Genomic DNA, 25,878 nt, shown 5'->3' on the forward strand with positions numbered 1-25,878 from the left:
GCCGACGGGTCGCCCGCTCCTGGGGGTGGCCCGTCGGCGTGCGGGGAGCGGGAAGGGCGAGGCATGGCAAGAACAGCACGGGTGAGCGTCGACGAGCACCGCGCGGACGTCGCGGCCCTCCTCGCCCCCCTCGTGGACGCGGCCCGACGCCGCGCCCGCACCCAGGACGTCGACCTCGCCGACGCGCTCGGCCGGGTTCTCGCGGGGGACCTCGTCGCGCCCGTCGCCGTCCCGCTGTTCCGCAACGCGCAGATGGACGGGTACGCCGTCCGCGCCGCGGACGTCGCCGGCGCGCGGACGGAGGCCCCCGTCCGGCTGGCCGTGGTCGCCGAGATCGCGGCGGCGCCGGGCGCCCCGCCCCGGCTCGCGCCGGGTACGGCGGCCCGCATCATGACGGGCGCGCCCGTGCCCGAGGGGGCGGACGCCGTCGTGCCCGTCGAGGACACCGCGACCGGGACGTTCGCCCGCCCGCCCGCGGGCCCTGCGCAGGAGGGCGCCAACGACCCGGCGGCCGGACAGGCCTCCACGGCGCCGGCCGACCCGGGGGCCGTCGAGGTCCGGGTGCCGCGGGCGGCGGGCGACTTCGTGCGCGAGGCGGGCTCCGACGTCCGCCCGGGCGACGTCCTGCTGACCGACGGGACCGTCCTCGCGCCGCACCACCTCGCGGCCGCCGCGGCGTGCGGGGTCGGGCGCGTCCGGGTCGTCGCGCGGCCGCGGGTCGCGGTCCTGTCGACGGGGTCGGAGCTCGTCGGCCCGGGGGAGACCCCGGGGGCCGGCCAGGTCTTCGACGCCAACGCCGACGCGCTCGGCGCCGCCGTGCGGCGCGCGGGCGGCGACGTGGTGCTCACGGCCCGGTGCGGCGACGACGCCGAGCGGTTCGCCGCCGTGCTCGCCGAGGCCGCTGCGGTCGCGGACCTCGTCGTGACGTCGGGAGGCGTGTCGCAGGGCGCGTACGAGGTGGTCAAGGACGTCCTCGGCGGCGGTGCGTCGTCGGACGTGACGTTCCGCTCCGTCGCGATGCAGCCGGGCGGGCCGCAGGGGTTCGGCACCGTGCACGGGACGCCCGTGCTCACGTTCCCGGGCAACCCGGTGAGCGCGCAGGTGTCGTTCGCGATGTTCCTGCGCGAGCCGCTCGAGCGGGCCGCGGGGCTGCCCGGCGTCGAGCGCGTGCGCACGGCGGTGCTCGCCGAGCCGCTGACGTCGCCCGCGGGCAAGCGGCAGCTCCTGCGAGGCGCGACCGGCCCCGGGGGCACGGTGCGCGTCGTCGGGGGAGCGGGCTCCCACCTGGTCGCGTCGATGGCGCGCGCGGACGTGCTCGTGGACGTCCCGGCAGACGTGACAGAGTGGGCCGCCGGGACCGAGGTGGAGGTGCGGGAGCTGTGACGCAGACGACGGACGACGGCGCGCCGCCCACGGACCCCAGCCGCGTGACGACGGACGTGCTCGACGACGCCGTGTCGCGCGCGGTCGAGGACGCCGTCGGGGGCCCCGAGTGCGGGGCCGTCGTGACGTTCCGCGGCGTGGTCCGCGACGTCGACGGCGGCCGGGGCGTGACGCGGCTCGACTACGAGGCGCACCCCGACGCCACGGCCGTGATCCGGCGCTGCGTCGCGGACGTGGCGGCCGAGACGGGGCTGCGGGTCGCCGCGGTCCACCGGTACGGCAGCCTGGGGATCGGCGACGTCGCGCTCGTCGCGGCGGCCGCCGCGGGCCACCGCCGGGAGGCGTTCGAGGCCTGCTCGCTGCTCGTCGAGCGCATCAAGGCCGAGGTGCCGATCTGGAAGCGCCAGCACTTCGACGACGGCGTCTCGGAGTGGGTCGGGCTGTAGGACGCGTCCGTGGACCGCCCGCGAGACGACGAGAGGCGAGAAGTGGCCCCCGGCCGGAGCCGGGGAGGGGCCACTTCTCGCCTCTCGTGAGTTCCTTCTGATCCGCCGGGCGACGACGATGTCGGGCGGGGAGCCGGCCGTGCTGGCCGGGAGGGGAGTGGGTCGGGTCAGCGCTCGGCGGGGCGGTTGTCGAGCAGCATGCCGATGCCGAGGCCGACGGCGGTGCCGAGGACGAGGCCGAACCAGCTGAGCACGACGACCCCGACGACGGCGCCGACGGCCGCGCCCAGGACGCTCTTGGTGCCGGCCTTCCAGGCGGCGGACCGCTCGTCGGTGCGGTAGATCGGGAGCGCGGACGCGCTGTTGTCCGGGGTCGTCGAGGACGCGCCGGAGATCGAGGAGGAGGGGCGGTTGGTGGGTGCAGGAGAGATCGTCGTCACGACATCCATGGTAGGAAGAGACGGCGGCTCTGACCTGGGCTGATGCCCCGAGGTGACCGGCTTCACCCTATGATCTGCGCCACCGCCGGGCGCCCGCCTCAGCCGCCGATCGCGCCCATGCTGCGGGTCGTCGCCGCGAAGGCGTCGGCGGCGAGGGTCGGGGCGTCGCTGCCGTGCGCGAGCGGCTTGCGCCACATCGCGCCCTGCCACGCGCGGGCGAGGGCGTCGTCGCGCTCGTCCTCGGCGAGGTCCGCCGAGCGCAGGATCGCGCGCAGGTCGGTCTCGTCGTCGCCGAACAGGCACGAGCGCACGGTGCCCTCGGCGGTGAGCCGGGTACGGTCGCACGCGCCGCAGAACGAGCGCGTGACGGAGGCGATGACGCCGACCGTCTGGGGCCCGCCGTCCACGAGCCACTCCTCGGCGGGCGCCGACGGGTCGTCGCGCCCGACCTCGTGCAGGTCGAAGCGGGTGCCCAGCACGGCCAGGAGGTCCGTCGCCGACACGAGGTCGTCGCGCGTCCAGCGCCCGTCGGCGTCGAGCGGCATCTGCTCGATGAACCGCAGGTGGCAGCCGTGCTCGACGGCCCACGCGAGGAGGTCGGCCGCGCCCGCCAGCGTCTCGGGCATGAGGACCGCGTTGAGCTTCACCGGGGCGAGGCCGGCGTCGAGCGCGGCGCGGATCCCGGCGAGCACGTCGGGGAGGCGGTCGCGCCGCGTGAGGCGCGCGAAGTGCGCGCGGTCGACCGAGTCGAGGGAGATGTTCACGCGGTCGAGCCCGGCGTCGACGAGCCCGCGGACGCGCTTGTCGAGGCCGATCGCGTTGGTCGTCAGCGAGAGGGACACGTCCGGCGCGGCGGCGCGCGCGGCGCGCAGGATGTCGGCGAGGTCGTTCCGCAGGAGCGGCTCGCCGCCGGTGAACCGGACGTCGGTGATGCCGAGCCGCTCCACCGCGACCCGCACGACCCGGCCGATCTCGTCGGGCGTGAGCAGGTCCTCGCGGGGGATCGCGGGCAGCCCTTCGGCGGGCATGCAGTACGTGCACCGCAGCGAGCACTTCTCGGTGATGGAGATGCGCAGGTCGCGCGCCACGCGGCCGTACCGGTCGACGAGCGCGTCGGTCGCCGGGCGGGCCGGGTCCAGGTCGTCCGGGGCGCCGGAGGGCACGGCGGGCCGCACCCTGGGCATCCCGAGCGAGACGGCGGTCATGGGCCGATCGTAGTCGTCCCTCCCGCCAGGACGGTGACCTGCGCCTCACCGCGTGCTAGCGTGGAGTCCGTTGAATGGAACTGCAATTCCATCAGACGGAACTTCTCTCCGTGAGTCGGAGGGGGTCCACGGCGGATTCAAGCCCTGTGTTTCGGGCGCGTCACAGCGGACGCGGGCCAGGACACGCAGGGGACTCACCGCAAGGGTTCACTGGAAGGACGCCGGTACGCCGGCACCCTGCGGAAGCGAGGCCACGATGCTCCACATCGTCGACCGGCTCGCCCCCTGGCTCGGTCCGGGGCAGCCGCCCTTCGCCGTGGCGACGGTGGTCGCCGCGTCGGGGTCCGTGCCGCGCCCGGTCGGCACCGCGATGGCGGTCCGCGCCGACGGCGCCGTGCTCGGCAGCCTGTCCGGCGGGTGCGTCGAGGGCGCTGTCCACGCCGCAGCGCTCGACGCGATCGCGTCCGGCACGAGCCACCGCGAGACGTTCGGGTACAGCGACGACGACGCGTTCGCCGTCGGGCTGAGCTGCGGCGGGACGCTCGACGTCCACGTCCAGCCCGTGCTCCCCGACGACGACGCGACGCGCGCCCTGCACGCGCTCGCGGCGCGAGCCGAGCCCGCCCCGCCCGTGGCGCTCGTCCGCCGCATCGACGGCGGCGCGCGCACGGCCGTCGTCGTGGACGACCCGGGCGCCGCCGACGAGGCAGCGGTCGCCCGGGCGCTGCGCGGTCTCGTCGGGCCCGACAGCCTGGCCGCCGCCGCGGCGCAGGTCGTGGCGGTGCTGCGCGCGGGCGGCACGGCGACCGTGCACGCGGCGCACGGCGGCCCGGGCGCGTCGCCGTCGGCGGGGCGCGCCGCCGCACCGGCCCCGGCAGGAGGAGCCGCCGGCGACGCGTGCGACGCGGCCGAGCCCGTCACGCTGCTCGTCGAGACGCGGCTGCCCGCGCCGCGCTTCCTCGTGTGCGGGGCCAACGACTTCGCGGGCGCGCTCGTGCGGCACGTCCGGCTCCTCGGCTACCGCGTGACGCTCGTCGACGCGCGCGAGGTGTTCGCCGACCCGCGCCGCTTCCCCGAGGCGGAGGTCGTCGTCGAGTGGCCCGACCGCTACCTCGCCGCCGAGGCCGCCGCGGGCCGGCTCGACGCACGGACCGCCGTCGCCGTCCTCACCCACGACGCGAAGTTCGACGTGCCGCTCCTGCGGCTCGCGCTGGACCTGCCGCTCGCGTACGTCGGCGCGATGGGCTCGCGCCGCTCGCACGCCCAGCGCGTCGCCGCGCTGCGGGCCGAGGGCGTGGGCGTGGCCGCTCTCGCGCGCCTGCGGTCGCCCATCGGGCTCGACCTCGGCGCCGTCACGCCGGAGGAGGTCGCCGTCTCCATCACCGCGGAGCTCGTCGCCACCCGGCACGGGCGCTCCGCCGTCGTCCCGCTCAGCAGCAGCTCGGGCCCGCTCCACGCGGAGCCCGCAGCACGACCGGACGGTGCACCGACGCACCGCCCCCACCCCGAGGAGGCCCCCTGATGGACCTGGGCACCGTCACCGACCTCGTCCCGACCGCCGACCCCGCCGACTGGCGCGAGGGCGACGCGTGGCTCGCGGGCGGGACCGTCCTGTTCTCCTACGGCAGCGAGACGCTCCGGCGCCTGCTCGACCTGACGAGCGCGGGGTGGCCCGCGCTGACCGTCACCGACGAGGGTCTCGAGATCGCCGCGACGTGCACCGTCGCCGAGCTGTGGGCGTTCGAGGAGAGCGCGCAGGCCGAGCCCGTGCGCGACCGGTGGCGCGCGCTGGACCTCGTGCGGCCGTGCTGCGACAGCTTCGTCGCGTCGTTCAAGATCTGGAACACGTCGACCGTCGGGGGCAACGTCTGCACCTCCCTGCCGGCCGGGCCGATGATCTCGCTCACCGCGGCGCTCGACGGCGTCGCGGAGGTCTGGGGGCCGGGCGGGACCCGGCGGGAGCAGCCCGTCGTCGACCTCGTCACGGGCGAGCTGCGCAACACGCTCGGGCCCGGGGAGCTCCTGCGCGCGATCCGTCTGCCGGACCACGCGCTGCGCTCGCGCACGGCGTTCCGCCGCCTGTCCCTGTCGAACCTCGGGCGCTCCGGCGTGCTGCTCGTGGGGCGGGTCGACCCGCCCGACGCCGGGGGCGCCTTCGTCCTCACGGTCACCGCCTCGACGCGCCGGCCCGTGCAGCTCCGCTTCGCGGCGGACGCGCTGCCCACCGCCGCCGACCTCGTCGCCACGCTCGACGCCGCGATCCCCGCCGACCTCTACCACGACGACATCCACGGGCTGCCCGAGTGGCGCCGGGACATGACCTACCGCCTCGGCGAGCAGATCCGCGCGGAGCTCGTCGACGGCACGACCTCGGACGGAGGCCTCCGATGACGACGACGCCCGCCCCGCTCCCGGCCCCGCCGGTGACGATCGACGGCCGCACCGCCCGCAACGAGCCCCGCGCGGGCCAGTGCCTGCGCACGTACCTGCGCGAGCAGGGCGCGCTCGGCGTGAAGAAGGGGTGCGACGGCGGCGACTGCGGCGCGTGCACCGTGCACGTCGACGGCGTCCCGGTGCACTCGTGCGTCTACCCCGCGCGGCGCGCGGCGGGCCACGAGGTGACGACGATCGAGGGGCTCGCGGCGACGTCGTGCCCGGGCGGTGCCGGGGACGAGGCGGCGGGCGCGTGCGACCACGACCCCCACGGCCCGCAGGACGCGCTGCACCCGGTGCAGCAGCAGTTCCTCGACGCGCAGGGCTTCCAGTGCGGGTTCTGCACCGCCGGGATGATCATGACCGCCGCGACGTTCGACGACGCGCAGCGCGAGAACCTGCCGCGCAACCTCAAGGGCAACCTGTGCCGCTGCACGGGGTACCGCGCGATCGAGGACGCGGTCCTGGGGCGCGGCGACACGACCGGGACCGCGCCGGGCACGGGCGAGCGTGCGCCGTCGGGCGGCGACCGGGCCTCTACCTCGCCGGACCACGGCTCTACCTCGGCGGACCGGGGCTCTACCTCGGCGGACCGGGCCTCTACCTCGCCGGACCGGGCCTCTACCTCGCCGGACCACGGCTCTACCTCGGGGGACCAGGGCTCTACCTCGGCGGGCCGGGCGTTCGGGCGCGACGTGCCCGCGCCCGCGGGCCGGGGGATCGTCACCGGGACGGTGCGGTACACGCTCGACGTGGACCCGGCCGACTACCCGGGCCTGCTCCACCTCAAGCTCGTGCGGTCGCCGCACGCGCACGCGCGCGTCGTCGCGATCGACACGACGGACGCGCTCGCGGTGCCCGGCGTGCACGCCGTCCTCACGCACGAGGACGCGCCCGCGACGCGGTTCTCGACCGCGCAGCACGAGCTGTTCACCGACGACCCCGACGACACGCGGATCCTCGACGACGTCGTGCGGCACGTCGGCCAGCGGGTCGCGGCCGTCGTCGCCGAGACCGTCGCCGCCGCCGAGGAGGGGGTGCGTCGGGTCCGCGTCGAGTACGCGCCGCTGCCCGCCGTCGTCGACCCGGAGGAGGCCATGGCCGCGGGGGCGCCGCTCGTGCACCCCGAGCTCGACGCCGCCGCCGCGCGCGTCTCGCGGCCGGAGGCGAACGTCGTCGCCGAGGTGCACAGCGAGCTCGGCGACGTCGAGCGCGGGCTCGCGGAGGCCGACGTCGTGCACGAGGCCACGTACCGCACCCACCGCGTGCAGCACGCCGCGCTCGAGACGCACTGCGCCGTCGCGTCGCTCGACGACGACGGGCGGCTCGTCGTGCGGTCGTCCACGCAGGTCCCGTTCCTCGCGCGCCGCCACCTGGCGCGCGTCCTCGACCTCGACCCGGAGCGCGTGCGCGTGCACTGCGAGCGCGTGGGCGGCGGGTTCGGCGGCAAGCAGGAGGTGCTCACGGAGGACGTCGTCGCGCTCGCGACCCTGCGGCTCGGCCGGCCCGTGCAGCTCGAGCTCACGCGCCGCGAGCAGTTCGTCGGCACGACGACGCGCCACCCGTTCCGCATCCGCGTGCGCGCGGGCGCACGCCGCGACGGCACCCTCACGGCGCTGCACCTCGACGTCCTCAGCAACACCGGGGCGTACGGGAACCACGGCCCGGGCGTCATGTTCCACGGGTGCGGCGAGTCCCTCGCCGTCTACCGGTGCGACAACAAGAAGGTCGACGCCCACTGCGTCTACACGAACACCATGCCCGCGGGCGCGTTCCGCGGGTACGGGCTGTCGCAGATGATCTTCGCGATCGAGTCCGCGGTCGACGAGCTCGCGCGGCAGCTCGGGATGGACCCGGTCGAGCTGCGGCGCCGCAACGTCGTGCGCGACGGCGACCCCATGCTCTCCACGCACCCGACGCCCGAGGAGGACGTGCTCTACGGCAGCTACGGGCTCGACCAGTGCCTCGACCTGGCCGCCGACGCGCTCGCGCGCGGCCGGGCGCGCGACGTCGCCGCGTACGGCGCGGGCGCCGGGTCGGGTCCGGACGTGCTCCCGGACCTCGGCCCGGAGTGGGGCGTCGGGGAGGGGACGGCGCTGTCCATGATCGACACCGTCCCGCCCCGCGGGCACTACTCGCACGCGCGCGTGCGGCTGCGGCCGGACGGGGTCGTCGAGGCCGAGGTCGGGACCGCCGAGTTCGGCAACGGCACGACGACCGTCCACGCCCAGCTCGTCGCGAGCGCGCTCGGGCAGGACGCCGCCGACGTCGTCGTGCGGCAGTCCGACACCGACCTCGTCGAGCACGACACCGGGGCGTTCGGGTCCACCGGCACGGTCGTCGCGGGCAAGGCGTCGCTCGCCGCCGCGCAGGACCTGGCCGAGGCGGTGCTCAAGGTCGCGGCCGGGGTCGCGGGCGCCGCGCCCGGCGACTGCCGGCTCGTGCCCGGCGGCGTCGACTGCGCCGGGACGGTGCTGCCGCTGGCCGACGTCGCGCGCGCCGCCGACGACGCCGGGATCGCGCTCGTCGCCGAGGGCCGCTGGGGCGGCACCCCGCGCTCGGTCGCGTTCAACGTCCACGGCTTCCGCGTCGCGGTGCACCGCGGGACGGGGGAGATCCGCATCCTCCAGTCCGTCCAGGCCGCCGACGCCGGGGAGGTCGTCAACCCCCGCCAGTGCCGCGGCCAGGTCGAGGGCGGCATCGCCCAGGCCCTCGGCGCGGCGCTCTACGAGAACGTGGTGGTCGACGAGACGGGCCGCGTGACGACGGACATTTTCCGCCAGTACCACCTGCCCACGTTCGCGGACACCCCGCGCAGCGAGGTCTACTTCGCGCGGACGTCGGACACGGTCGGCCCGATGGGCGCGAAGTCGATGAGCGAGAGCCCGTTCAACCCCGTCGCACCCGCGCTCGCCAACGCGATCCGCGCCGCGACGGGCGTGCGGTTCACCGAGCTCCCGCTCGCGCGCGACCGCGTCTACCTGGGCATCAAGGCCGCCGCCTCCACCCGCTGAGTGCGGGAAGCAGTCCCGTCCGACGCCGGTCGGCGCGACTGCTTCCCGCACTCAGCGGGGCGTGGGGTCGTCCAGGAGGTCGAGGTCGGCCGCGGTGTCGAGGTCGCGGCCGTCGCCGGGGTGGTCGACGACGTCGACCAGGTCGGCGTGGGTGCGCAGGAAGTCACGTGCTCCGTGGTCGCCGCGGGCGCTCGCGGCGGCGGGCGCCGCGAGCGTGGCGTCGAGGACGAGCGGGTGCGCCCACCGAGGGCGGTCCGCCCCCGCAGCGTCCTCCGCGGCGCCCCCGGCGAGCCACCGCGACGCGGTCACGCGCCCGGGGCGGTGCGCGGCGAGGAGGCGCGCGACGTCGTCGGGCCCGACGCCGGGCTGGTCCACGTGCGCGACGACGACCCGGGCGGGGGCGCGGCCGAGAGCGGCGGCGACGCCGACGCGCAGGGACGACGCCATCCCGGTGGCCCAGTCGGGGTTGTCGACGACGCGCACCCCGGGCCCGTCGAGCGACGACCCGGCCCGCACGCGCGCGGCCTCGGCACCGAGCACCACGACGACGGCGTCGCACCCGCCCGCGAGCAGGGTCGCCGTCGCGTGCTCGACGAGCGTGCCGCCACGGTGGGGGAGCAGCGCCTTGGGCCCGTGGCCGAGGCGCGTCCCGGCCCCGGCCGCGAGGAGGACGGCGACGGTGGGCGTCGCGGGCGCGTTCGTCGGCGGGGTCGGCACCCGGCCAGGATAGGTGCCGCCGAGCCCGGGGTCGCTCCTCGGGCGGCCTCGTGCGTGGGGAGCCACCGCGGTCCGTCGGGCCGCACGCGACCGCGCGGCGACCAGTCGGTTTTACCAACCCTTGGCGGTTTCATCGGCAGGCTGGGATGCCGCTATGCTCGGCGCGCCGGGGGCGACCGCGGCGGGCCGCGCGCCCGTCGACCAGGCCGCCCGCGGCCGTCCCGCACGACGAGCGAAGGAGTCCGGATGAGCTTCATGGAGAAGCTGCGCGGCCAGCTGATCGACATCGTCGAGTTCCTCGACGAGAGCCGGGACACGATCGTCTGGCGCTTCCCGCGCCAGGGCAACGAGATCAAGAACCAGGCGAAGCTCGTCGTGCGCGAGGGGCAGAGCGCCGTCTTCGTCAGCGAGGGCCGGCTCGCCGACGTGTTCGGGCCGGGCACGTACACGCTCGAGACCAAGAACCTGCCGATCCTGTCGACGCTGCAGGGCTGGAAGCACGGGTTCAATTCGCCGTTCAAGGCGGAGGTCTACTTCGTCACGACGCGCCAGCTCACCGACCTCACGTGGGGCACGCAGAACCCGGTGATCCTGCGCGACCCGGAGCTCGGCGCGGTCCGGCTGCGCGCGTTCGGCACGTACGCCCTGCAGGTCGTCGACCCGGCGGCGCTGCTGCGCCAGCTCGTGGGCACCGACCCGCAGTTCCGCACCGACGAGATCGGCGACTACTTCCGCCGCCTCGTGGTCGGCCAGCTCGGGCCGGCGCTCGCGGAGGCCGGCGTCGCGGCGGTCGACCTCGCCGCGAACCAGGGCCAGATCGCCACGCGCCTCGCGGGCCAGCTCTCGGAGGACCTGTCGGAGTACGGCATCGCCGTCCGGCGCTTCGTCCTCGAGAACGTCTCTTTCCCGCCCGAGGTCGAGGCGGCGCTCGACAAGCGCACCCAGATGGCGGTCGTCGGGAACCTCGACCAGTACACGAGGTTCCAGGCGGCGAACGCGATCGAGACCGCGGCGGGGAACCCCGGCGGAGCGGGCGACGGCCTGGGCCTCGGTGCGGGCATGGGCCTCGGGGCTGCCATGGGGCAGCAGCTCGCGCAGTCCCTCGGGACGCCGTCGGCCCCGCAGACCCCGGCGGCGCCCGCCGGCCCGCCGCCGCTGCCCGCCGCGGAGTCGCCCTGGTACTGGGCCGTGGACGGCGCGCAGGCCGGTCCCGGCACGACGGCGGACCTCGCGGGCCACGTCCGGTCCGGGGCCCTGACGCGCGGTTCGCTCGTCTGGCAGCAGGGCATGGACGCGTGGACGCCCGCCGGGCAGGTCCCGGCGCTCGCGCCGCTGTTCGCCGCGACCCCGCCGCCGCTGCCCCCGACGGGCACCTCCGGCGACCCGGCGGCGGGCTGACGGTGAGCGACATCCCCGGCGAGCTGGTCCGCACGCGCTGCGACGCATGCGGGTCGCAGCTCGCGTACGCGCCGGGCACGCAGCACCTGCGCTGCGTCGCGTGCGGAGGCACGGTCGACATCGTGCACGCCGCGGGCGACGCCGTCGACGAGCACTCGTTCGACGCGTGGGCCGCGGCCCAGGGCGGCGTGCGCGCCGGTCTCCTCGACGCGCGCACGCTCGTGTGCGACGGCTGCGGCGCGACGACGCAGGGCACGGACCTGTCCGTCGCGTGCCGCTTCTGCGGGGGCCACCTCGTCGTCGCGGCGGAGGCCGACGGGCTCGTGCAGCCGGAGGCGGTCGTGCCGTTCGGCGTCGAGCAGGCGCAGGCGCGCGAGGCGTTCCGGCGGTGGGTGCGCTCGCGCTGGTTCGCGCCGGGCGAGCTGAAGAAGGTGGGCGACACCGAGTCCCTGCACGGCTCGTACGTGCCGCACTGGACGTTCGACGCGCGCACGTCGTCCGCGTACACGGGCCAGCGCGGCGACGCGTACTACGTCACCGTGAAGCAGGGGGACGAGGAGCGCCAGGAGCGGCGCGTGAGCTGGACGCACGTCGCGGGGCACGTCGAGCGCGACTTCGACGACGTGCTCGTGCCCGCGTCGTCCCAGGTTGCCGAGCGCGACCTCGCGCGGCTCGGGCCGTGGCCGCTCGCGCAGGCCGTGCCCTTCCGCGCCGAGTACCTCGCGGGCTTCGCGGCGGCCCGCTACGAGGTCGAGCCGCCCGTCGGGCTCGAGCGGGCGCAGCAGCAGATGGCGCCGGTGATCCGGCGGGACGTCGAGCGCGACATCGGTGGCGACGAGCAGCGGGTGGCGTCGGTCCGCACCGCGTACGCCGACGTGATGTTCAAGCTCGTGCTCCTGCCGTTGTGGGTCGCGACGTACGTCTACGCGGGCAGGCAGTGGCAGGTGATGGTCAACGCGAACACGGGACAGGTGGTCGGGCGGCGCCCCTACAGCGTCGGCAAGATCGTGCTCGCGGTGGTCGCGGGCCTGCTCGTGGTCGCCGCGCTCGTCTGGTGGTACCTGCGCTCGCAGACGTGAGCTGGTCAGTCCCGGCGCGCGTCGTACGCGCGCTGGGACGCCGACACCTCGTCGACCGCGCCCTCGAGGACGTCGATGAGACCCGAGAGGCTGTCCGCGACGCGGCGCCCGAGGTCGGTGAGGGAGTACTCGACGTGGGGCGGGATGCTCGCCCGCACCTCGCGCACGACGATGCCGTCGCGCTCGAGGGACTGGAGGGTCTGCGCGAGCATCTTCTCGCTGACCCCGTCGATGCGGCGGCGGAGCGCGTTGAAGCGCACCGCGCCGTCGCGCAGGCCGGCGACCGTGAGCACGCCCCAGCGCCCGGTCACCGCCTCGAGCACGTGGCGCGAGGTGCAGCCGCGCTGGAAGACGTCGGCCACCATCGCGTCGGTGGGTCCGGTGTCCTCCGCGGGGCGGGCGTCGGTCGTCATCGCCCCAGGATACGGCGCGCTCGCGCGGAAAGCGCTGTGAGATAGAACGCACTCTCTACTGGTATGCACTTACGAAAAGTAAGCGCATGCTGGTGGTCGTGCGGCCGACCGGCCGCGTACCCCGCACTCGAAGGAGCCCGCGCATGTCCATCGCCGTCACCGGAGCCAGCGGCCACCTCGGCCGCCTCGTCGTCGAGTCCCTCCTCGCCCGCGGGGCCGACGCGTCCCAGGTCGTCGCGCTCGCGCGCACGGCCGCCAAGGTCGCGGACCTCGCCGACCGCGGCGTCGAGGTCCGCGAGGCCGACTACGCACGGCCCGAGACGCTCGGCCCGGCGCTCGCCGGGGTGGACGTCCTCGTGCTCGTCTCCGGCTCCGAGGTGGGGCAGCGCGTCGAGCAGCACCGCAACGTCGTCGACGCCGCGCGGGCCGCCGGGGTCGCGCGCGTCGTCTACACGAGCGCGCCGCACGCGACGACGTCCGCGCTCGTGCTCGCGCCCGAGCACAAGGCGACCGAGGAGCTCCTCGCCGCCTCGGGCCTCGCCACGACGGTCCTGCGCAACAACTGGTACACCGAGAACTACGTCGGCGACGTGCTCGGCGCGCGCGAGTCCGGCGAGATCGTCGCGAGCGTGGGCGACGGCCGCGTCGCGAGCGCGAGCCGCGCGGACTTCGCCGAGGCGGCGGCCGTCGTCGCGCTCGCCGCGCACGAGGACGCGTCCGCGCACGCGGGCGCCGTGTACGAGCTGAGCGGCGACGTCGCGTGGACGTACGACGACCTGGCTGCCGCGGCGGCCGAGGTGCTCGGGCGCCCCGTCGTCTACCGGCGCGTGTCGCCCGACGAGCACCGCGCGCTCCTGCTGGGCGCAGGCCTGGACGAGGGGACGGCGGGGTTCGTCGTCGCGCTGGACGGCAACACCCGCGACGGCCTCCTCGCCGAGGTCACCGAGGACCTGCGCCGGCTCCTGGGCCGCTCGACGACGCCGCTCGTCGACGGCCTGCGGGCCGCCGTCGCGCAGGGCTGAGCCGGGCGGCGCGGTCGTCCGGGCGACCGGGCGGCCGCGCGACGGCGTCCGTCAGTGGGACGCCTTGACGACGAGCACGGGGACGGGCGAGTCCAGCAGGACGCGCTGCGTGGTGCTGCCGAGCAGGAACTTGCCGACGGGTGAGCGCTTGCGCGCCCCCACGACGACGAGGTCGGGGGTCGTGCGCTCGGCCTCGTCGATGATCGCCTCGGCCGGGTCGCGGTGCTCGGGGCGGTACGACACCTCGGGGCGCGCGACCTGGGCGGGGAGCGTGTCGAGCAGGTGCGCGAGGCTCGCGGGGACGCCCGCGTCGGCGTCCTGCGGTGTGAGCACGAGGACCGCGAGCGCGGTCGAGCGGTGGACCGCCTCGGCGACGGCCGCCCGGAATGCGGTCTCGCCCTGCGGGGAGTCGTTGTACGCCACGAGGACGGTCATCGCGCGGGCCCTTCCGTCATTCCGTCGTGCTGCGGTTGAACTCTCTCACAGCGCGGCGTCCGTCGCCGGTCGGCGGGCCGCCCCGTCGGCGGAGCCGCGGAGCGCGGCGTCGGGCACCGCCAGGGTCGGGGGCAGGAGGGGCGGCACGACCTCCCGCAGGACCGCCTCGATCTCCCGCTGTCGTCGCGGGCCGAGCCGCTCGGCGGGCGCCGTGACGCTCACGGCGGCGACCGGCTGCCCGGCGCGCAGGACCGGGACGGCGACGCAGCTGATGCCCGGCTCGTTCTCCTCCGTCTCCGTGGCGAACCCCGTCGCGCGCGTGGCCTCGCACGTCGCGCGCAGCGCGGCGGGCGTGACGGGGTGGTCCTCGGGCGCAGCGGCGGCGTACCAGGCGAGCGCGCCGTCGTCGAGGGTCCGCTGGGAGAGCAGCGCGCGCCCGAGCGCGGTGGTCGCCGCCGGGCGGCGCCGCCCGACGGCCGACCAGACGCGGACGGCGCGCGCAGGCTCGACCTTGTCGAGGTAGACGATCTCGGTCCCGGCGAGGGTGCCGAGGTGCACGAGCTCGTCGGTGGCGCGGCACACCGCGACGAGCACCGGGTGCAGGAGCGCGGGGAGGTTCTCCTCGCCGAGGTAGACCGTCGCGAGCGCCGTCGCCGCGGGGCCGAGGCGGTAGTCGCCGGTCGTCGCGTCCTGCTCGGCGTACCCGCGGAACCGCAGGGCCGCGAGCGTGCGGTGCAGCGACGCCTTGTGCAGCCCGAGCGAGCGCGCGAGGTCCCCGAGCGCGACGCCCTCGGGGCCGGCCGCGGCGAGCGCCTCGAGCGCGACGAGGGCCTTGTCGACGCTGCCGAGCGGGCTCTCGGCCGACCCCGGGGTGCCCGACGGCGCACGGCCGGCTTCCGCCATGGTGACTCCTTCGCCTAGAGTGCGTTCCGTAGTGAACAACAGGTGTTCACCATAGCGAAACGGAGCCTGGATGTCACCCCTGGGACCCCTGGAGGGGATCGCCCGTGCCCGTGTCGTGCCGGTCGTCGTGGTCGACGACGCGGCGCAGGGCGTCCTCGTCGCGAGCGCGCTGCGCGACGGCGGCCTGCCCGTCGCCGAGGTCACGTTCCGGACCGCCGGGGCGCGCGCGGCGATCGAGGCGATCGCGCGCGAGGTGCCCGACGTGCTGGTCGGGGCGGGCACCGTCGTCACGGCCGCCCAGGTCGACGAGGCCGTCGACGCCGGGGCGCGGTTCCTCGTCTCGCCCGGCCTCTCCGCCGCGGTCGTGCGTCGCGCCCAGGAGCTCGGCGTGCCCGTCGTCCCGGGCGTCGCGACGCCGTCGGACGTCATCGCCGCGCTCGACCTCGGTCTCGACGTCGTCAAGCTGTTCCCCGCGAACGTCGTCGGCGGGCCGGCCGCGGTCAAGGCGTTCTCCGCGCCGTTCCCCGGCCTGCGGTTCGTGCCGACCGGCGGCGTGAGCGCCGCCAACCTGCTCGACTACCTCGCCCTGCCCGCCGTGCTCGCCGGCGGCGGCTCCTGGATGGTCGACGCCGCGCTCGTGCGCGCGGGCGACACCGCCGAGATCACCCGACGCACGCGCGAGGCCGTCGCGCTCGCCGCGACCGCCCCCCACCCCGCCGAAGGAGCCTGACCCATGACCGACACGACCACCGCCCGCGCCCCGCTCGCCGTCCGCCCCGCGGCCGACTGTGCCTACGACGTCGTCGCGCTCGGCGAGGTCATGCTGCGCCTCGACCCGGGGGAGCGCCGCATCAAGACGGCGCGCAGCTTCGACGTGTGGGAGGGCGGCGGCGAGTACAACGTCGCGCGCGGCCTGCGTCGTGCGTTCGGACTGCGCGGCGCGATCGTCACCGCGCTCGCGGACAACGAGGTCGGGCGCCTCGTCGAGGACCTCATGCTCACGGGCGGCCTCGACACGCGCTGGGTCCGGTGGCGCGAGGACGACGGCATCGGCCGCACGGTGCGCAACGGGCTCAACTTCACCGAGCGCGGCTTCGGGGTGCGCGGCGCGGTCGGCGTCTCCGACCGCGGCAACACCGCGATCGCCCAGCTCCGGCCCGACGACGTCGACTGGGACGCCGTGTTCGGCAGCGGCGTCCGGTGGTTCCACACCGGCGGGATCTTCGCCGCGCTGTCGGAGTCGTCCGCCGACGTCGCGGAGGCGGCGATGGCAGCCGCCCGCCGTCACGGCACGGTCGTCTCCTACGACCTCAACTACCGCCCCTCGCTGTGGAAGGGCATCGGCGGCGTCGAGCGCGCGCAGGAGGTGAACCGCCGCCTGGCGCGGTACGTCGACGTGATGATCGGCAACGAGGAGGACTTCACCGCGTCGCTCGGGTTCGAGGTCGAGGGCGTCGACGAGAACCTCACCGACCTCGACACGTCCGCGTTCCGCGCGATGATCACGCGCGCGGCCGAGGAGTACCCCAACTTCCAGGTCGTCGCGACGACGCTGCGCGGGGTGCGGACCGCGACGGTCAACGACTGGGGCGCGATCGCGTGGTCGCGCGTGCAGGGCTTCGCGGAGGCGACGCACCGCCCCGGCCTGGAGATCCTCGACCGCGTGGGCGGCGGCGACTCGTTCGCGTCGGGCCTCGCGTACGGGCTCATGGAGCTCGGGTCGATCCAGGAGGCCGTCGAGTACGGCGCGGCGCACGGGGCGCTCGCGATGACGACCCCCGGCGACACGTCGACGGCGTCGCTCGCCGAGGTCCGCAAGCTCGCGTCGGGCGGCAGCGCGCGCGTGCAGCGCTGAACCGTCGACCTCCCCGTCTCCCGCCGTGCCGGGCCGCACGTCCAGGGTTAGTGTGGGCGCGCTGTCGGCGGGAGGCGGGAGGTACGGCGTGGCTGGTGGGGCCTTCGTGCCCGGGCTGCCCCGCCGCGGCGCCGAGGAACCGCCGGACCTGGGCCGAGCCCTGGAGCACGCGCGCATCCTCCGCGCGGCGGGAGACCCGGCCGGTGCCGCCCAGGTCCTGGACCGGGCCTTCGCCGCCGAGGGCGTGCGGACGCGCACCGTCGCCGAGCGCGTCCGGTTCCGCGCCCTGGTGCTCCGTGCCGACCTCGCGCTCGCCCTGCACGACGACGCGGCCGCCGCACGGTTCCTCGAGGGCGTGGAGTGGTTCCGCGCCGGGGCCGACTTCCTCCCGCGCGTGGCCGATGCGCTCGCCGCCCTCGACGACGAGGTGCACCTCGCCGACGAGCTGCGCGACCGCCTCGCGAGCGAGCGCCGCACGGGCTGAGCCGCACCGGCAGCGTGCCCGGCCGGGAACCGCTCGCGTGGGAGCCGCGTTGGACTGCGCAGTACCGGTGCGGGCGCCGACCGCGCCCGGCCCATCCCGCGAGGAGGCAGACATGCTGTGCCCCACCGACCAGACCGTGCTCGTCATGACCGAGCGCAAGGGCGTGGAGATCGACTACTGCCCCACGTGCCGCGGCGTGTGGCTCGACCGCGGCGAGCTGGACAAGATCATCGACCGCTCGGTGGAGAGCGAGATCGCCGCCGAGGCCGCGGGCCCGGCCGCCGCCGCGCCGCCCGCCCCTGCCGCGCCCGCCCCGACGTCGTACCCGCCGGCCGCCGCCGTGGACTACGGCAGCCCCGCCCCGCGCTCCGGGGAGCGGTACGGCGACCGCCGCGACGACGACCGCGACCGCTACCGCGACGACCGGTACCGCGACGACCGCTACGACGAGCGCTCCCGCGACGACCGGTACCGCGACGACCGGGACCGCCGGTACGACGGCCGCGACGGCTACGACCCCCGCTTCCGCAAGCGCAAGAAGAAGGAGTCCTGGCTCGAGGACCTCTTCGACTTCTGACACGCCCCGTGGTCGACTGTCCCGCGTGACCGTCCTCGACTCGTTCTCGCTCGTCGGCCGCACGGCCCTGCTCACCGGCGGCAGCCGCGGCATCGGGCGCGCCGTCGCCCGCGCGCTCGGCGAGGCGGGGGCCCGCGTCGCGGTCACGGCGACCACCGCGGCGGCGGCCGACGAGGCCGCCGCCGCGCTCCGGGACGCCGGGACCGACGCCCGCGGCTACGTGCTCGACGTCACCGACCGCGAGCAGGTGGACGACGTCGTCGCGCGTGCCGCCGCCGACCTCGGCACGGTCGACCTGCTCGTCAACAACGCGGGCGTGTCGATCGGCGGCGCGGCCCTCGAGATCGGCGACGACGTGTGGCATCGCACGCTCGCCACCAACCTCGACGGCGTCTGGTACTGCTCGCGCGCCGTCGCCCGGGAGCTCGTCGCGCAGGGTCGGCCAGGGACGATCGTCAACGTCGGCTCCATGTCCGCGTCGATCGTCAACCGGCCCCGCTGGCAGCCCGCGTACCTCGCGTCCAAGGCGGCGGTGCACCAGCTCACCAAGGGCCTCGCCGCCGAGTGGGCGCCGCACGGCATCCGCGTGAACGCGGTGGCGCCCGGGTACGTGCGCACCGAGGCGTCGCCGGTGGACCGGCCGGAGTACCACGACGACTGCGTCGCGCCCGCCGCGATGCAGCGCTGGGCGGAGCCGGAGGAGATCGGGCCGCCCGTCGTCTTCCTCGCGAGCGCGGCGTCGAGCTTCATGACGGGCGCCGTCGTCACGGTCGACGGCGGCTACACGCTCTTCTGACCGGGCGGGTGCCGTCCCGGGTCGTGCGCCGGGCTAGGCTCGGTCCCCGTGCGTGCAGTCCTGAGCAGGTGGGTCGACCCCTTCGTCGTGACGCTGCTCGTGGTGCTCGTGCTCGGGCTCGTCGTGCCCGTGGGGCCGGGCGCGCAGCGCGTGGTCGACGCCGCCGCGGACGTCGCGGTCACCGTCCTCTTCCTCGTCTACGGCATGCGCCTGTCCACGCGGGAGGTCTGGGCCGGGCTGCGCAACTGGCGCCTGCAGGGCGGGATCCTCGCCGCGACGTACGTCGTCTTCCCGGTGCTGGGGCTCGTTACCGCGTGGGCGATCGAGCCGCTCGTCGGGGCGCCGCTCGCGGCCGGCATGCTCTACCTGTCGCTGCTCCCGTCGACCGTGCAGTCGTCCGTGGCGTTCACGTCCGTCGCGCGCGGCAACGTCGCCGGGGCGATCTGCGGCGCGACGGTGTCGAACGTCGCGGGCATGGTGATCACCCCGCTGCTCGTGCTGTGGCTCATGACGGGGACCGGCGGGGGAGCCGACGGGCCCACGGGCGGGCTCGGCGGCCTGCGCACCGTGCTGCTCCAGCTGCTGCTGCCGTTCGTCGTCGGGCAGCTCCTCCAGCCGTGGGCGGGGGACTGGGTCCGGGCGCGGCGCTGGCTGACGCTCGGCGTCGACCGCGGCACGATCCTCGTCGTGGTGTTCGGCGCGGTCGCGGCGGCGTCGTCGGCGGGCGTGTGGTCGAGCGTGTCCGGGTGGTCGATCGTCGCGCTGCTCGTCGTGAGCGCGATCGTCCTCGCCGTGATGCTCGCGGCCACGTGGTGGGGCGGCGCGGCGCTGGGGCTCTCGACCGAGGACCGGGTCGCCCTGCTCATGTGCGGGTCGAAGAAGTCGCTCGCGACGGGCCTGCCCATGGCGAGCGTCCTGTTCCCCGTCGCGGTCGCCGGCGTCGTCGCCGTGCCGGTGATCGTCTTCCACCAGCTCCAGCTCGTCATCTGCGCCGTCCTGGCGCGACGCCTGGCCCTCCGAGACTGACGCGCCCGAACCGACTGACGCCGACCATGCGGAGGCGTCCCGTCGTGGCGGCCGGGCGGGCGACGACCGCATGCTCGGCGGGTTTGGGCGGGTCTCCCGTCAGCCGCGGGCCGCGACCTGCTCGCGGACCTGGCGCTTGGCGCGCGTGAGCATGCCGTTCATCCCGCCGATGCGCAGCGGGCTCACCGCGCGCGTCAGGCCGATCGACATCGGGAAGTCGTCGGGCACGTCGAGCACCTCCTGCACCGTCAGGCCCGAGAGACCCTGCGCGAGGATCGACGCGAAGCCGCGCGTCGTCGGGGCCTCGGCCGGGGCGGTCGCGTAGAAGTGCACGACGCCCGCGTCGTCGACCTCCGCGAAGGCCCGCACCGGCGACTGGCACTCCTCGATCCGCTCCAGCAGACCGGGCGCGCTCGCGTAGCGCTCGGGGAGGTCGGGCAGCTCGTTCGCGAACTCGAGCAGCAGCTGGAGGCGCTCGCGCTCCGGCATCGCGAGGAAGTCCTCGCGGATCTCCGCGAGCGTCGCGGGCAGGTCGGGCGAAGCGTCGGAGGGGGAGCTCATGGGGGCGATCCTCGCATCGGGGCCGGGGCGGCGGGACGGCAGTCCCACCGTGCGGAACGCTCCGCGGACGCGTCGTATGCCCGCGGCACGCCGACGGCGCGCGGCCCGTCGTGGAGGACGGGCCACGCGCCGTCGGGCACGCTCGCGCGGGACGCGGGTCAGTTGAGCGACGCCGGGGCCTCGCCGGGCTCCTCGCCCTTGACGATCGGCACGCGCACGGCGTTGCCCCACTCGGTCCACGAGCCGTCGTAGTTGCGGACCTTGTCGAAGCCGAGCAGGTACGTGAGCGCGAACCACGTGTGGCTCGACCGCTCGCCGATGCGGCAGTACGTGACGACCTCGTCGTCCGTCGCGAGGCCGAGGCCGCCCTCCTGGTAGATCGCCTCGAGCTGCTCGCGCGACTTGTAGGTGCCGTCCTCCGCGACCGCCGTCGCCCACGGCACGTTGCGCGCCGTCGGGATGTGGCCGCCGCGCAGCACGCCCTCCTCCGGGTAGTCCGGGATGTGCAGGCGCTCGCCCGTGTACTCCTGCGGGGAGCGGATGTCGACGAGCGGCCCGTTGCCGATGTGGGCGAGGACGTCCTCCTTGAACGCGCGGATCGTCACGTCGTCGCGCTCGACGACCGGGTACTCGACCGCGACCGGCTCGGGGACGTCCGTCGTGACCTCGCGGCCCTCGGCGATCCACTTGCCGCGGCCGCCGTCGAGCAGGCGCACGTCCTCGTGGCCGAACAGCGTGAAGACCCACGCCGCGTAGGCCGCCCACCAGTTGTTCTTGTCGCCGTAGACGACGATCGTCGTGTCGCGCGCGATGCCCTTGCTGCCGAGGAGCTGGGCGAAGCCCTTGCCGTCGATGTAGTCGCGCGTGTCCGGGTCGTTGAGGTCGGTGTGCCAGTCGATCTTCACCGCGCCGGGGATGTGCCCGGTCTCGTAGAGCAGCACGTCCTCGTCGGACTCGACGACGACGACGCCCGGCTCGCCCAGGTGCTCGGCGAGCCAGTCGGTGCTCACGAGGCGGTCGGGGTGGGCGTACTGCGTGATCTTCTCGCTGGTGTCGAGCGGTGCGGGCATGGTGTCCTCCGGGCGCGTGGTGGGCGTTCGCTCGTCAGGCTAGGTCGGCCGTCCGCATCACGGAAGGCGGACGACGCATGCTGAGACGGTGTAAACGCACGCTGCGGACGCTCGCTCCGGTGGCCACACTGGACGCGTGACCGCCACCGTCCCGGAGCGCGTGCGGCGGGCCGTGGCGCTGCTCGACCTCCGCGGCGACGAGGCCGTGCTCGAGATCGGCCCTGGTCCCGGGGCGGCCGCCGAGCTCGTGCTCGCCACCCACTCCGGCGTGCGGTACGTCGCGCTCGACCGGTCCGCCACGGCGGTCGCCCGCACGACGGCGCGCAACCGGGTCGCTGTCGACGACGGCCGCCTCGTCGTGCGGCGCGGGGAGCTCGCGGCGACCGGCGGTCCGGACGTCCCCGGCGGCCCGTTCGACGTCGCGTTCGCGGTGGACGTCAACGTCTTCTGGACGCGGGTGGCCCACGCCGAGGCGAGCGCCCTCGCCGCGCTGCTCGTCCCGGGCGGAGCGCTCTGGCTTGTCCATCAGACGCCCGACGGCGCCGACGACCGGGTCCGCGACGGCGTCCGCGCGTCGCTCGACGTCCCCGCGCTGGGCCCGGTGACGGTCGTGCGTGACGGGGTGCTCGCCGTCGGCGCGCGCCGGGTGGCCGATCCGCCCGGATGACGGGCGGTCAGCCCAAGAGCTCGCGCGTCGCGTCGCCGAGCGCCTGGTCGAGCAGCCCGAGACCGAGGTCGAGCTCGTCCTCGCTCACCGTGAGCGGGGGCGCGATGCGGAACACGCCGCCCATGCCGCGGAGCTGCACGACGTTTATGTGGAGCCCGAGCTCGAGCGCCCGCCGGGTGACGAGCGCGCCGAGGGCGTCGGCGCCCTCCTTCGTCTCGCGGTCGAGGACGAGCTCGATGCCCTGGAGCAGCCCGCGCCCGCGGACGTCGCCGATCGTCGCGTGGCGGTCCTGGAGGTCGAGCAGCCCGGCGCGCAGGCGGTCGCCGAGCACCCGGACGCGCGCGTCCATCCGCTCGGCCTGGAGCACGTCGAGCACGGTGGTGCCGACCGCCGCGACGAGCGGGTCCGAGACGTGCGTCGTGAAGAAGAGGAAGCCGCGCTCGTGCGCGCGCGCCTCGATCTCGGCGCTCGTGACGACGGCGGCGAGCGGGAGCCCGGCGCCGAGGGTCTTGGAGAGGGTGAGGATGTCCGGCACCACGGGCTCCTCGCCGTCGCGCCCTTCGAACGCGTACCAGGAACCCGTGCGGCACAGCGCCGTCTGCGCCTCGTCGAGGATCAGGAGCATCCCGCGCTCGTGGCACTTGTCGCGCAGCGCCGCGAGGTAGCCCGGTGGGAGCTCGACGATCCCGCCCGAGCTGAGGATCGGCTCGACGAGGCACGCCGCGAGGCTGCCCGTCGACTGCACGTCGACGAGGTCGAACGCGAGGTCGAGCTGGCGGCGCCAGTCGTGCGTGCCGTCGGGCGCGAGGTGGTCGGGCCGGTAGGCGTTGGGGACGGGGATGACGAGGTTGCCGGGCGCCGTCGGGCCGTAGCCGCGGCGGCCCGCGCTGTACGTCGCGGCGGCCGCGGCGTGCGTCATGCCGTGCCACGACCCGGCGAGCGAGACGACCTCGTGCCGCCCCGTGACGAGCTTCGCCATCCGGATCGCGGCCTCGTTCGACTCGGCCCCGGTGGTCAGCAGTAGCACCTTCTCGAGCGGGTCGGGCAGCGTGTCCGCGAGCCGGCGCGCGAGGTCGACGACCGGGCGCGACAGCATCCCGGAGAACAGGTGGTCGAGCGTCCCGACCTGGCGGCGCACCGTCTCGACGATCGCCGGGTGACTGTGCCCGAGGATCGCGCTCATCTGCCCGGACGTGAAGTCGAGGACCCGGGGCCCGTCCGCCGTCGTGACGAAGCTGCCCGCCGCACTCTCGACGATCTCCGGCGTGAACGGCCCGCCGTACCGCACGAGGTGGCGGTCGGCGTCGGCCCAGAACCGCGCGGCGTCGTCCGCGGCGGCCCGGCCCCCACCGGGGGACGGGGCGGACGGCGAGGTGGGCGCGGGGGAGGGCGGGAACGTCATCCTCGGAGCGTAGGGACGCGCCGCTGTGCGCGTACAGCGCGAGTCTGCGTACAGTCTGTGCGGAGAACCCGCACAGACAGGAGCCTGCACGTGCTCAATGCGGCCCGGCTGCAGATCCTCGCGCGGCTCGAGAGCCTCGGGACCGTGCGCGCCGTCGGGGCCTCGCTCCACCTGAGCCCGTCCGCCGTCTCCGCGCAGCTCGCCGCGCTCGAGGCCGAGACCGGCGCGCGCCTCCTGGAGCGCACGGGCCGACGTGTCCGCCTCACGCCCGCGGGCCGCACGCTCGCCCGGCACGCGCGCGTCATCCTCGACCAGATGGCGCTCGCCGAGGCCGAGCTCGCCCATCCCGACGGCGAGCCGGCCGGCGTCGTGCGCGTCGCCGCGTTCTCGAGCGCGGTGCGCGCGCTCGTCATCCCGCTCGCGACGCGGCTCGCCGTCGAGCACCCGCGCGTCGAGGTGGAGGTCGACGAGCTGGACCCGCGCGAGAGCGGGCCCGCGCTCCGGCGCGCGGACGTCGACGTCGCGGTGACCGCCGACCTGCTCGACGGCGCGCTGCTCGCCGGGCCCGACGTCGCGACCGTCCCGCTGCTCGAGGACCCGGTCGTGCTCGTCACGGCGCGCGGCGACCAGGCACGGGGTGAACCGGCCGACCTCGCGCGCCTCGCCGACGCGCCGTGGGCGGCCGACCTTCCCGGGCGCTACCTGTCCACGCTCGTCGAGAGCGCGTGCCGCGAGGCCGGCTTCGAGCCGCGCGTCGTCGCCCGGCTGCCCAGCTACGAGCTGTTGCTCGCGCACGTCGAGGCCGGGCTGTCCGTCGCGCTGCTGCCGGGCCTCGCCGTCGACCCGCGGTACGCCGTCGACGCGCGCCCGCTCCGCGCGCCCCGGACCCGCCCGGTGTACGCGGCCGTGCGCCGCGGGGCCCCGCCGACCGCCGCGACGACCGTCGTGCTCGGCGCCCTGCGCCGCGTCGCGCGCGAGGTCGCCGGTCCCGCGCCGCCCGGCACCGGCTGACGCGCGCTCGCGCCGGACCCCGCCCGACCTACACTGGCCCCAGCACCGCACGACGACGTGGAGGTCCCGTGCCGCGCACTCCCGCACCGCCGCCCCGCTCCGAGGAGCACCCGCGCCGCCCCGACGCGCGCCGCGACCCGCGCTCCGTCCGCGCCGCCTACCGCTCGTTCCTCGACCACGGCGTCCTCCCGCGCGGCGTCCACCCGCTCGTCGCCGACTCGTGGCGCCGGTCCGTGCACAGCGGCGTCGACCCGGAGGCGCCCCGCACCGACTCGGGCCTCGCCCACGACGACCTCGTCGCCTACCGCGAGGCGCACCCGCTCGCGGGCGTCATGCCGGTCGTGCGCGAGCTCGTCGTGGACGCCGCCGCCGACGACGGCCTCGTCGTCGCCGTGTCCGACGACGCGGGCCGCCTCCTGTGGGTCGAGGGCGACCGGGCGCTGCGCGACGCCGTCGACCGCGTCGGGTTCGTCGAGGGGTCGGTCTGGCGCGAGGAACGGGTCGGGACGAACGCGCCCGGCACCGCGCTCGCGACGCGCAGCCCCGTCCAGGTCCTCGGCGCCGAGCACTTCTCCCGGCCCGTGCAGGCGTTCAGCTGCACGGCCGTGCCCGTCCACGATCCCGCGAGCGGGCGCGTCCTCGGGGTCCTCGACGTCACCGGGCGCCAGTCCGCCGCGTCGGGCGTCGTGCTGTCGCTCGTGCGCGCGACGGTGCTGAGCCTCGAGCGCGAGCTCGCCCAGCGCGCTGCGGCGACGGGTCCCGACGACGGCCCGGGCCGGCTCCCGGGACCTCCCCGCGACGGCGCGCCCGAGCTGCTCGTGCTCGGCACGGCGCCCGTGCTGCGCTCGCCGGACGGTCTCGACCACCGCCTCTCGCTGCGGCACGCCGAGATCCTCGTGCTCCTCGCGACGCACCCCCGCGGGCTGTCCGCCGACGAGCTCGCCGTCCTGCTGCACCCCGGCGAGCTCTCCGACGTGACCGTCCGCGCCGAGGTGTCGCGCCTGCGGCGCGTCGCGGGCGCGCTCCTCGCGGGGTCGCGCCCCTACCGGCTCGCGCGACCCCTGCGGACCGACGCCGACGTCGTGCGCGACCACCTCGCGGTGGGCGACGTCCGCAGCGCCGTCGCCGCCTACCGCGCGCCGCTCCTGCCGCGCTCGGGTGCGCCCGCCGTCGAGCACCTGCGGGCCGAGCTCGGGGCCGAGCTGCGCACCGCCGTCGTGGCCGCGGGCGGCGCCGACGTGCTCGACGCGTGGACGCGCACCGACGACGGCGCCGAGGACCACGCCGCGTGGACGCGGCTGCAGCGCGTCGCGGACCACGGCAGCCCGCTGTGGCTGCGCGCCCGCGCCCACCTCGACCTGCTCGACGACGAGCTCGCCTGAGGTCCGGCGGGAGCCGCCCGCTGCAACGGTCCTGCAACCCTGCGCCGCCTAGCGTCGGCCGCACGGCGCGACGAGGCGCCGGGCCGCGCACCGCCGTCGGACGCTCCCCGCCCGACGGCGACCTCCCCCAGGGCGCGGCGAGGACCAGCACTGCGAGTC

Annotated in this window: 26 protein-coding genes; 17 read left to right on the forward strand and 9 right to left on the reverse strand. The window is 76.1% G+C overall.

The annotated features are described in order from the left end of the window. The first annotated feature begins 81 nt into the window (after positions 1-81). Positions 82-1,383, forward strand: coding sequence for a gephyrin-like molybdotransferase Glp (glp, locus tag HKK73_RS05975; RefSeq protein ID WP_253705812.1), 1,302 nt, complete (start codon positions 82-84; stop codon positions 1,381-1,383). Next, entirely contained in the window at positions 1,380-1,829 is a 450-nt protein-coding gene (locus tag HKK73_RS05980; protein ID WP_171467634.1) for a molybdenum cofactor biosynthesis protein MoaE, read from the forward strand. The genes glp and HKK73_RS05980 overlap by 4 nt, the downstream gene beginning before the upstream one ends. Before the next feature lie 167 nt (positions 1,830-1,996). On the opposite strand, the gene HKK73_RS05985 is transcribed toward HKK73_RS05980, so the two are convergent. Beyond that, a complete protein-coding gene (locus HKK73_RS05985) occupies positions 1,997-2,269 on the reverse strand; it encodes a hypothetical protein (protein WP_043660040.1) in 273 nt (90 codons plus the stop codon). Between the two features lie 98 nt (positions 2,270-2,367). Beyond that, entirely contained in the window at positions 2,368-3,474 is a 1,107-nt protein-coding gene (moaA, locus tag HKK73_RS05990; protein ID WP_144722415.1) for a GTP 3',8-cyclase MoaA, read from the reverse strand. Positions 3,475-3,730: 256 nt separating this feature from the next. Here moaA and HKK73_RS05995 point away from each other — a divergent pair, with 256 nt between their 5' ends. From HKK73_RS05995 to HKK73_RS06005, 3 genes are read left to right on the forward strand one after another with little or no spacing between them, the layout of a single operon-like run. Further along, positions 3,731-4,996: an XdhC family protein gene (locus HKK73_RS05995; RefSeq protein ID WP_171467635.1), complete on the forward strand. Its 1,266-nt coding sequence runs from the start codon at positions 3,731-3,733 to the stop codon at positions 4,994-4,996. Then, a complete protein-coding gene (locus tag HKK73_RS06000; RefSeq protein WP_171467636.1) occupies positions 4,996-5,865 on the forward strand; it encodes a xanthine dehydrogenase family protein subunit M in 870 nt (289 codons plus the stop codon). The genes HKK73_RS05995 and HKK73_RS06000 overlap by 1 nt, the downstream gene beginning before the upstream one ends. After that, on the forward strand, positions 5,862-8,921 hold the full coding sequence (locus HKK73_RS06005; protein ID WP_171467637.1) for a molybdopterin-dependent oxidoreductase: 3,060 nt from the start codon (positions 5,862-5,864) through the stop codon (positions 8,919-8,921). The genes HKK73_RS06000 and HKK73_RS06005 overlap by 4 nt, the downstream gene beginning before the upstream one ends. Positions 8,922-8,972: 51 nt before the next feature. Here HKK73_RS06005 and HKK73_RS06010 read toward each other — a convergent pair whose 3' ends face one another. Further along, positions 8,973-9,638, reverse strand: a complete 666-nt coding sequence (locus tag HKK73_RS06010; protein ID WP_171467638.1) for an NTP transferase domain-containing protein — start codon at positions 9,636-9,638, stop codon at positions 8,973-8,975. 246 nt (positions 9,639-9,884) lie between these two features. On the opposite strand from HKK73_RS06010, the gene HKK73_RS06015 reads away from it, so the two are divergent. Together HKK73_RS06015 and HKK73_RS06020 are read left to right on the forward strand one after the other, a co-directional pair. Then, positions 9,885-11,036, forward strand: a complete 1,152-nt coding sequence (locus tag HKK73_RS06015; protein ID WP_171467639.1) for an SPFH domain-containing protein — start codon at positions 9,885-9,887, stop codon at positions 11,034-11,036. 2 nt (positions 11,037-11,038) lie between these two features. Beyond that, a complete protein-coding gene (locus tag HKK73_RS06020; RefSeq protein ID WP_171467640.1) occupies positions 11,039-12,115 on the forward strand; it encodes a hypothetical protein in 1,077 nt (358 codons plus the stop codon). Between the two features lie 5 nt (positions 12,116-12,120). Here the strand turns inward: HKK73_RS06020 and HKK73_RS06025 are convergent, their stop codons facing one another. Beyond that, on the reverse strand, positions 12,121-12,528 hold the full coding sequence (locus HKK73_RS06025; RefSeq protein WP_031316645.1) for a helix-turn-helix domain-containing protein: 408 nt from the start codon (positions 12,526-12,528) through the stop codon (positions 12,121-12,123). A 143-nt stretch (positions 12,529-12,671) separates the two neighbouring features. Between HKK73_RS06025 and HKK73_RS06030 the strand changes: the two genes are divergently transcribed. After that, on the forward strand, positions 12,672-13,550 hold the full coding sequence (locus HKK73_RS06030; protein ID WP_171467641.1) for an NAD(P)H-binding protein: 879 nt from the start codon (positions 12,672-12,674) through the stop codon (positions 13,548-13,550). A gap of 51 nt (positions 13,551-13,601) precedes the next feature. Here the strand turns inward: HKK73_RS06030 and HKK73_RS06035 are convergent, their stop codons facing one another. Both HKK73_RS06035 and HKK73_RS06040 read right to left on the reverse strand, forming a co-directional pair. Further along, complete coding sequence (locus tag HKK73_RS06035; protein ID WP_034653722.1) at positions 13,602-13,985, reverse strand: universal stress protein; 384 nt, start codon at positions 13,983-13,985, stop codon at positions 13,602-13,604. Between the two features lie 45 nt (positions 13,986-14,030). Beyond that, on the reverse strand, positions 14,031-14,888 hold the full coding sequence (locus HKK73_RS06040) for an IclR family transcriptional regulator (protein WP_171467642.1): 858 nt from the start codon (positions 14,886-14,888) through the stop codon (positions 14,031-14,033). A gap of 70 nt (positions 14,889-14,958) precedes the next feature. Here HKK73_RS06040 and eda point away from each other — a divergent pair, with 70 nt between their 5' ends. From eda to HKK73_RS06070, 6 genes are all read left to right on the forward strand, one after another. Continuing rightward, on the forward strand, positions 14,959-15,618 hold the full coding sequence (gene eda, locus HKK73_RS06045) for a bifunctional 4-hydroxy-2-oxoglutarate aldolase/2-dehydro-3-deoxy-phosphogluconate aldolase (protein ID WP_043658443.1): 660 nt from the start codon (positions 14,959-14,961) through the stop codon (positions 15,616-15,618). A 3-nt stretch (positions 15,619-15,621) separates the two neighbouring features. Then, positions 15,622-16,743 carry a sugar kinase gene (locus HKK73_RS06050; protein WP_021483692.1) on the forward strand — a complete coding sequence of 374 codons (1,122 nt, stop codon included), beginning with the start codon at positions 15,622-15,624 and terminating at the stop codon, positions 16,741-16,743. Positions 16,744-16,831: 88 nt separating this feature from the next. After that, positions 16,832-17,227: a hypothetical protein gene (locus tag HKK73_RS06055; protein WP_143031191.1), complete on the forward strand. Its 396-nt coding sequence runs from the start codon at positions 16,832-16,834 to the stop codon at positions 17,225-17,227. 112 nt (positions 17,228-17,339) lie between these two features. Further along, complete coding sequence (locus HKK73_RS06060; protein WP_171467643.1) at positions 17,340-17,804, forward strand: zf-TFIIB domain-containing protein; 465 nt, start codon at positions 17,340-17,342, stop codon at positions 17,802-17,804. Between the two features lie 25 nt (positions 17,805-17,829). Continuing rightward, positions 17,830-18,600 (forward strand): SDR family NAD(P)-dependent oxidoreductase, encoded by a 771-nt coding sequence (locus tag HKK73_RS06065; protein ID WP_085388304.1) that lies wholly within the window; start codon positions 17,830-17,832, stop codon positions 18,598-18,600. A 48-nt stretch (positions 18,601-18,648) separates the two neighbouring features. Next, positions 18,649-19,626 (forward strand): bile acid:sodium symporter family protein, encoded by a 978-nt coding sequence (locus HKK73_RS06070; protein ID WP_085388303.1) that lies wholly within the window; start codon positions 18,649-18,651, stop codon positions 19,624-19,626. A gap of 99 nt (positions 19,627-19,725) precedes the next feature. On the opposite strand, the gene HKK73_RS06075 is transcribed toward HKK73_RS06070, so the two are convergent. Together HKK73_RS06075 and HKK73_RS06080 are read right to left on the reverse strand one after the other, a co-directional pair. After that, complete coding sequence (locus HKK73_RS06075) at positions 19,726-20,187, reverse strand: SufE family protein (RefSeq protein ID WP_021482841.1); 462 nt, start codon at positions 20,185-20,187, stop codon at positions 19,726-19,728. 158 nt (positions 20,188-20,345) lie between these two features. Then, the gene (locus tag HKK73_RS06080) at positions 20,346-21,257 is read right to left on the reverse strand and encodes a sulfurtransferase (protein ID WP_021483735.1); all 912 of its coding nucleotides are present in this window, start codon (positions 21,255-21,257) and stop codon (positions 20,346-20,348) included. Between the two features lie 136 nt (positions 21,258-21,393). Between HKK73_RS06080 and HKK73_RS06085 the strand changes: the two genes are divergently transcribed. Further along, positions 21,394-21,924 (forward strand): cyclopropane-fatty-acyl-phospholipid synthase family protein, encoded by a 531-nt coding sequence (locus tag HKK73_RS06085; RefSeq protein ID WP_171467644.1) that lies wholly within the window; start codon positions 21,394-21,396, stop codon positions 21,922-21,924. A gap of 7 nt (positions 21,925-21,931) precedes the next feature. Here the strand turns inward: HKK73_RS06085 and HKK73_RS06090 are convergent, their stop codons facing one another. Further along, on the reverse strand, positions 21,932-23,326 hold the full coding sequence (locus tag HKK73_RS06090) for an aspartate aminotransferase family protein (RefSeq protein WP_171467645.1): 1,395 nt from the start codon (positions 23,324-23,326) through the stop codon (positions 21,932-21,934). A 90-nt stretch (positions 23,327-23,416) separates the two neighbouring features. Between HKK73_RS06090 and HKK73_RS06095 the strand changes: the two genes are divergently transcribed. Together HKK73_RS06095 and HKK73_RS06100 are read left to right on the forward strand one after the other, a co-directional pair. Then, entirely contained in the window at positions 23,417-24,337 is a 921-nt protein-coding gene (locus HKK73_RS06095; RefSeq protein ID WP_171467646.1) for a LysR family transcriptional regulator, read from the forward strand. 68 nt (positions 24,338-24,405) lie between these two features. Beyond that, positions 24,406-25,719, forward strand: coding sequence for a GAF domain-containing protein (locus HKK73_RS06100; protein ID WP_171467647.1), 1,314 nt, complete (start codon positions 24,406-24,408; stop codon positions 25,717-25,719). Positions 25,720-25,878 lie beyond the last annotated feature (159 nt).

Source organism: Cellulosimicrobium sp. 72-3 (assembly GCF_013127315.1).
In the GTDB taxonomy this organism is placed as follows: domain Bacteria; phylum Actinomycetota; class Actinomycetes; order Actinomycetales; family Cellulomonadaceae; genus Cellulosimicrobium; species Cellulosimicrobium funkei.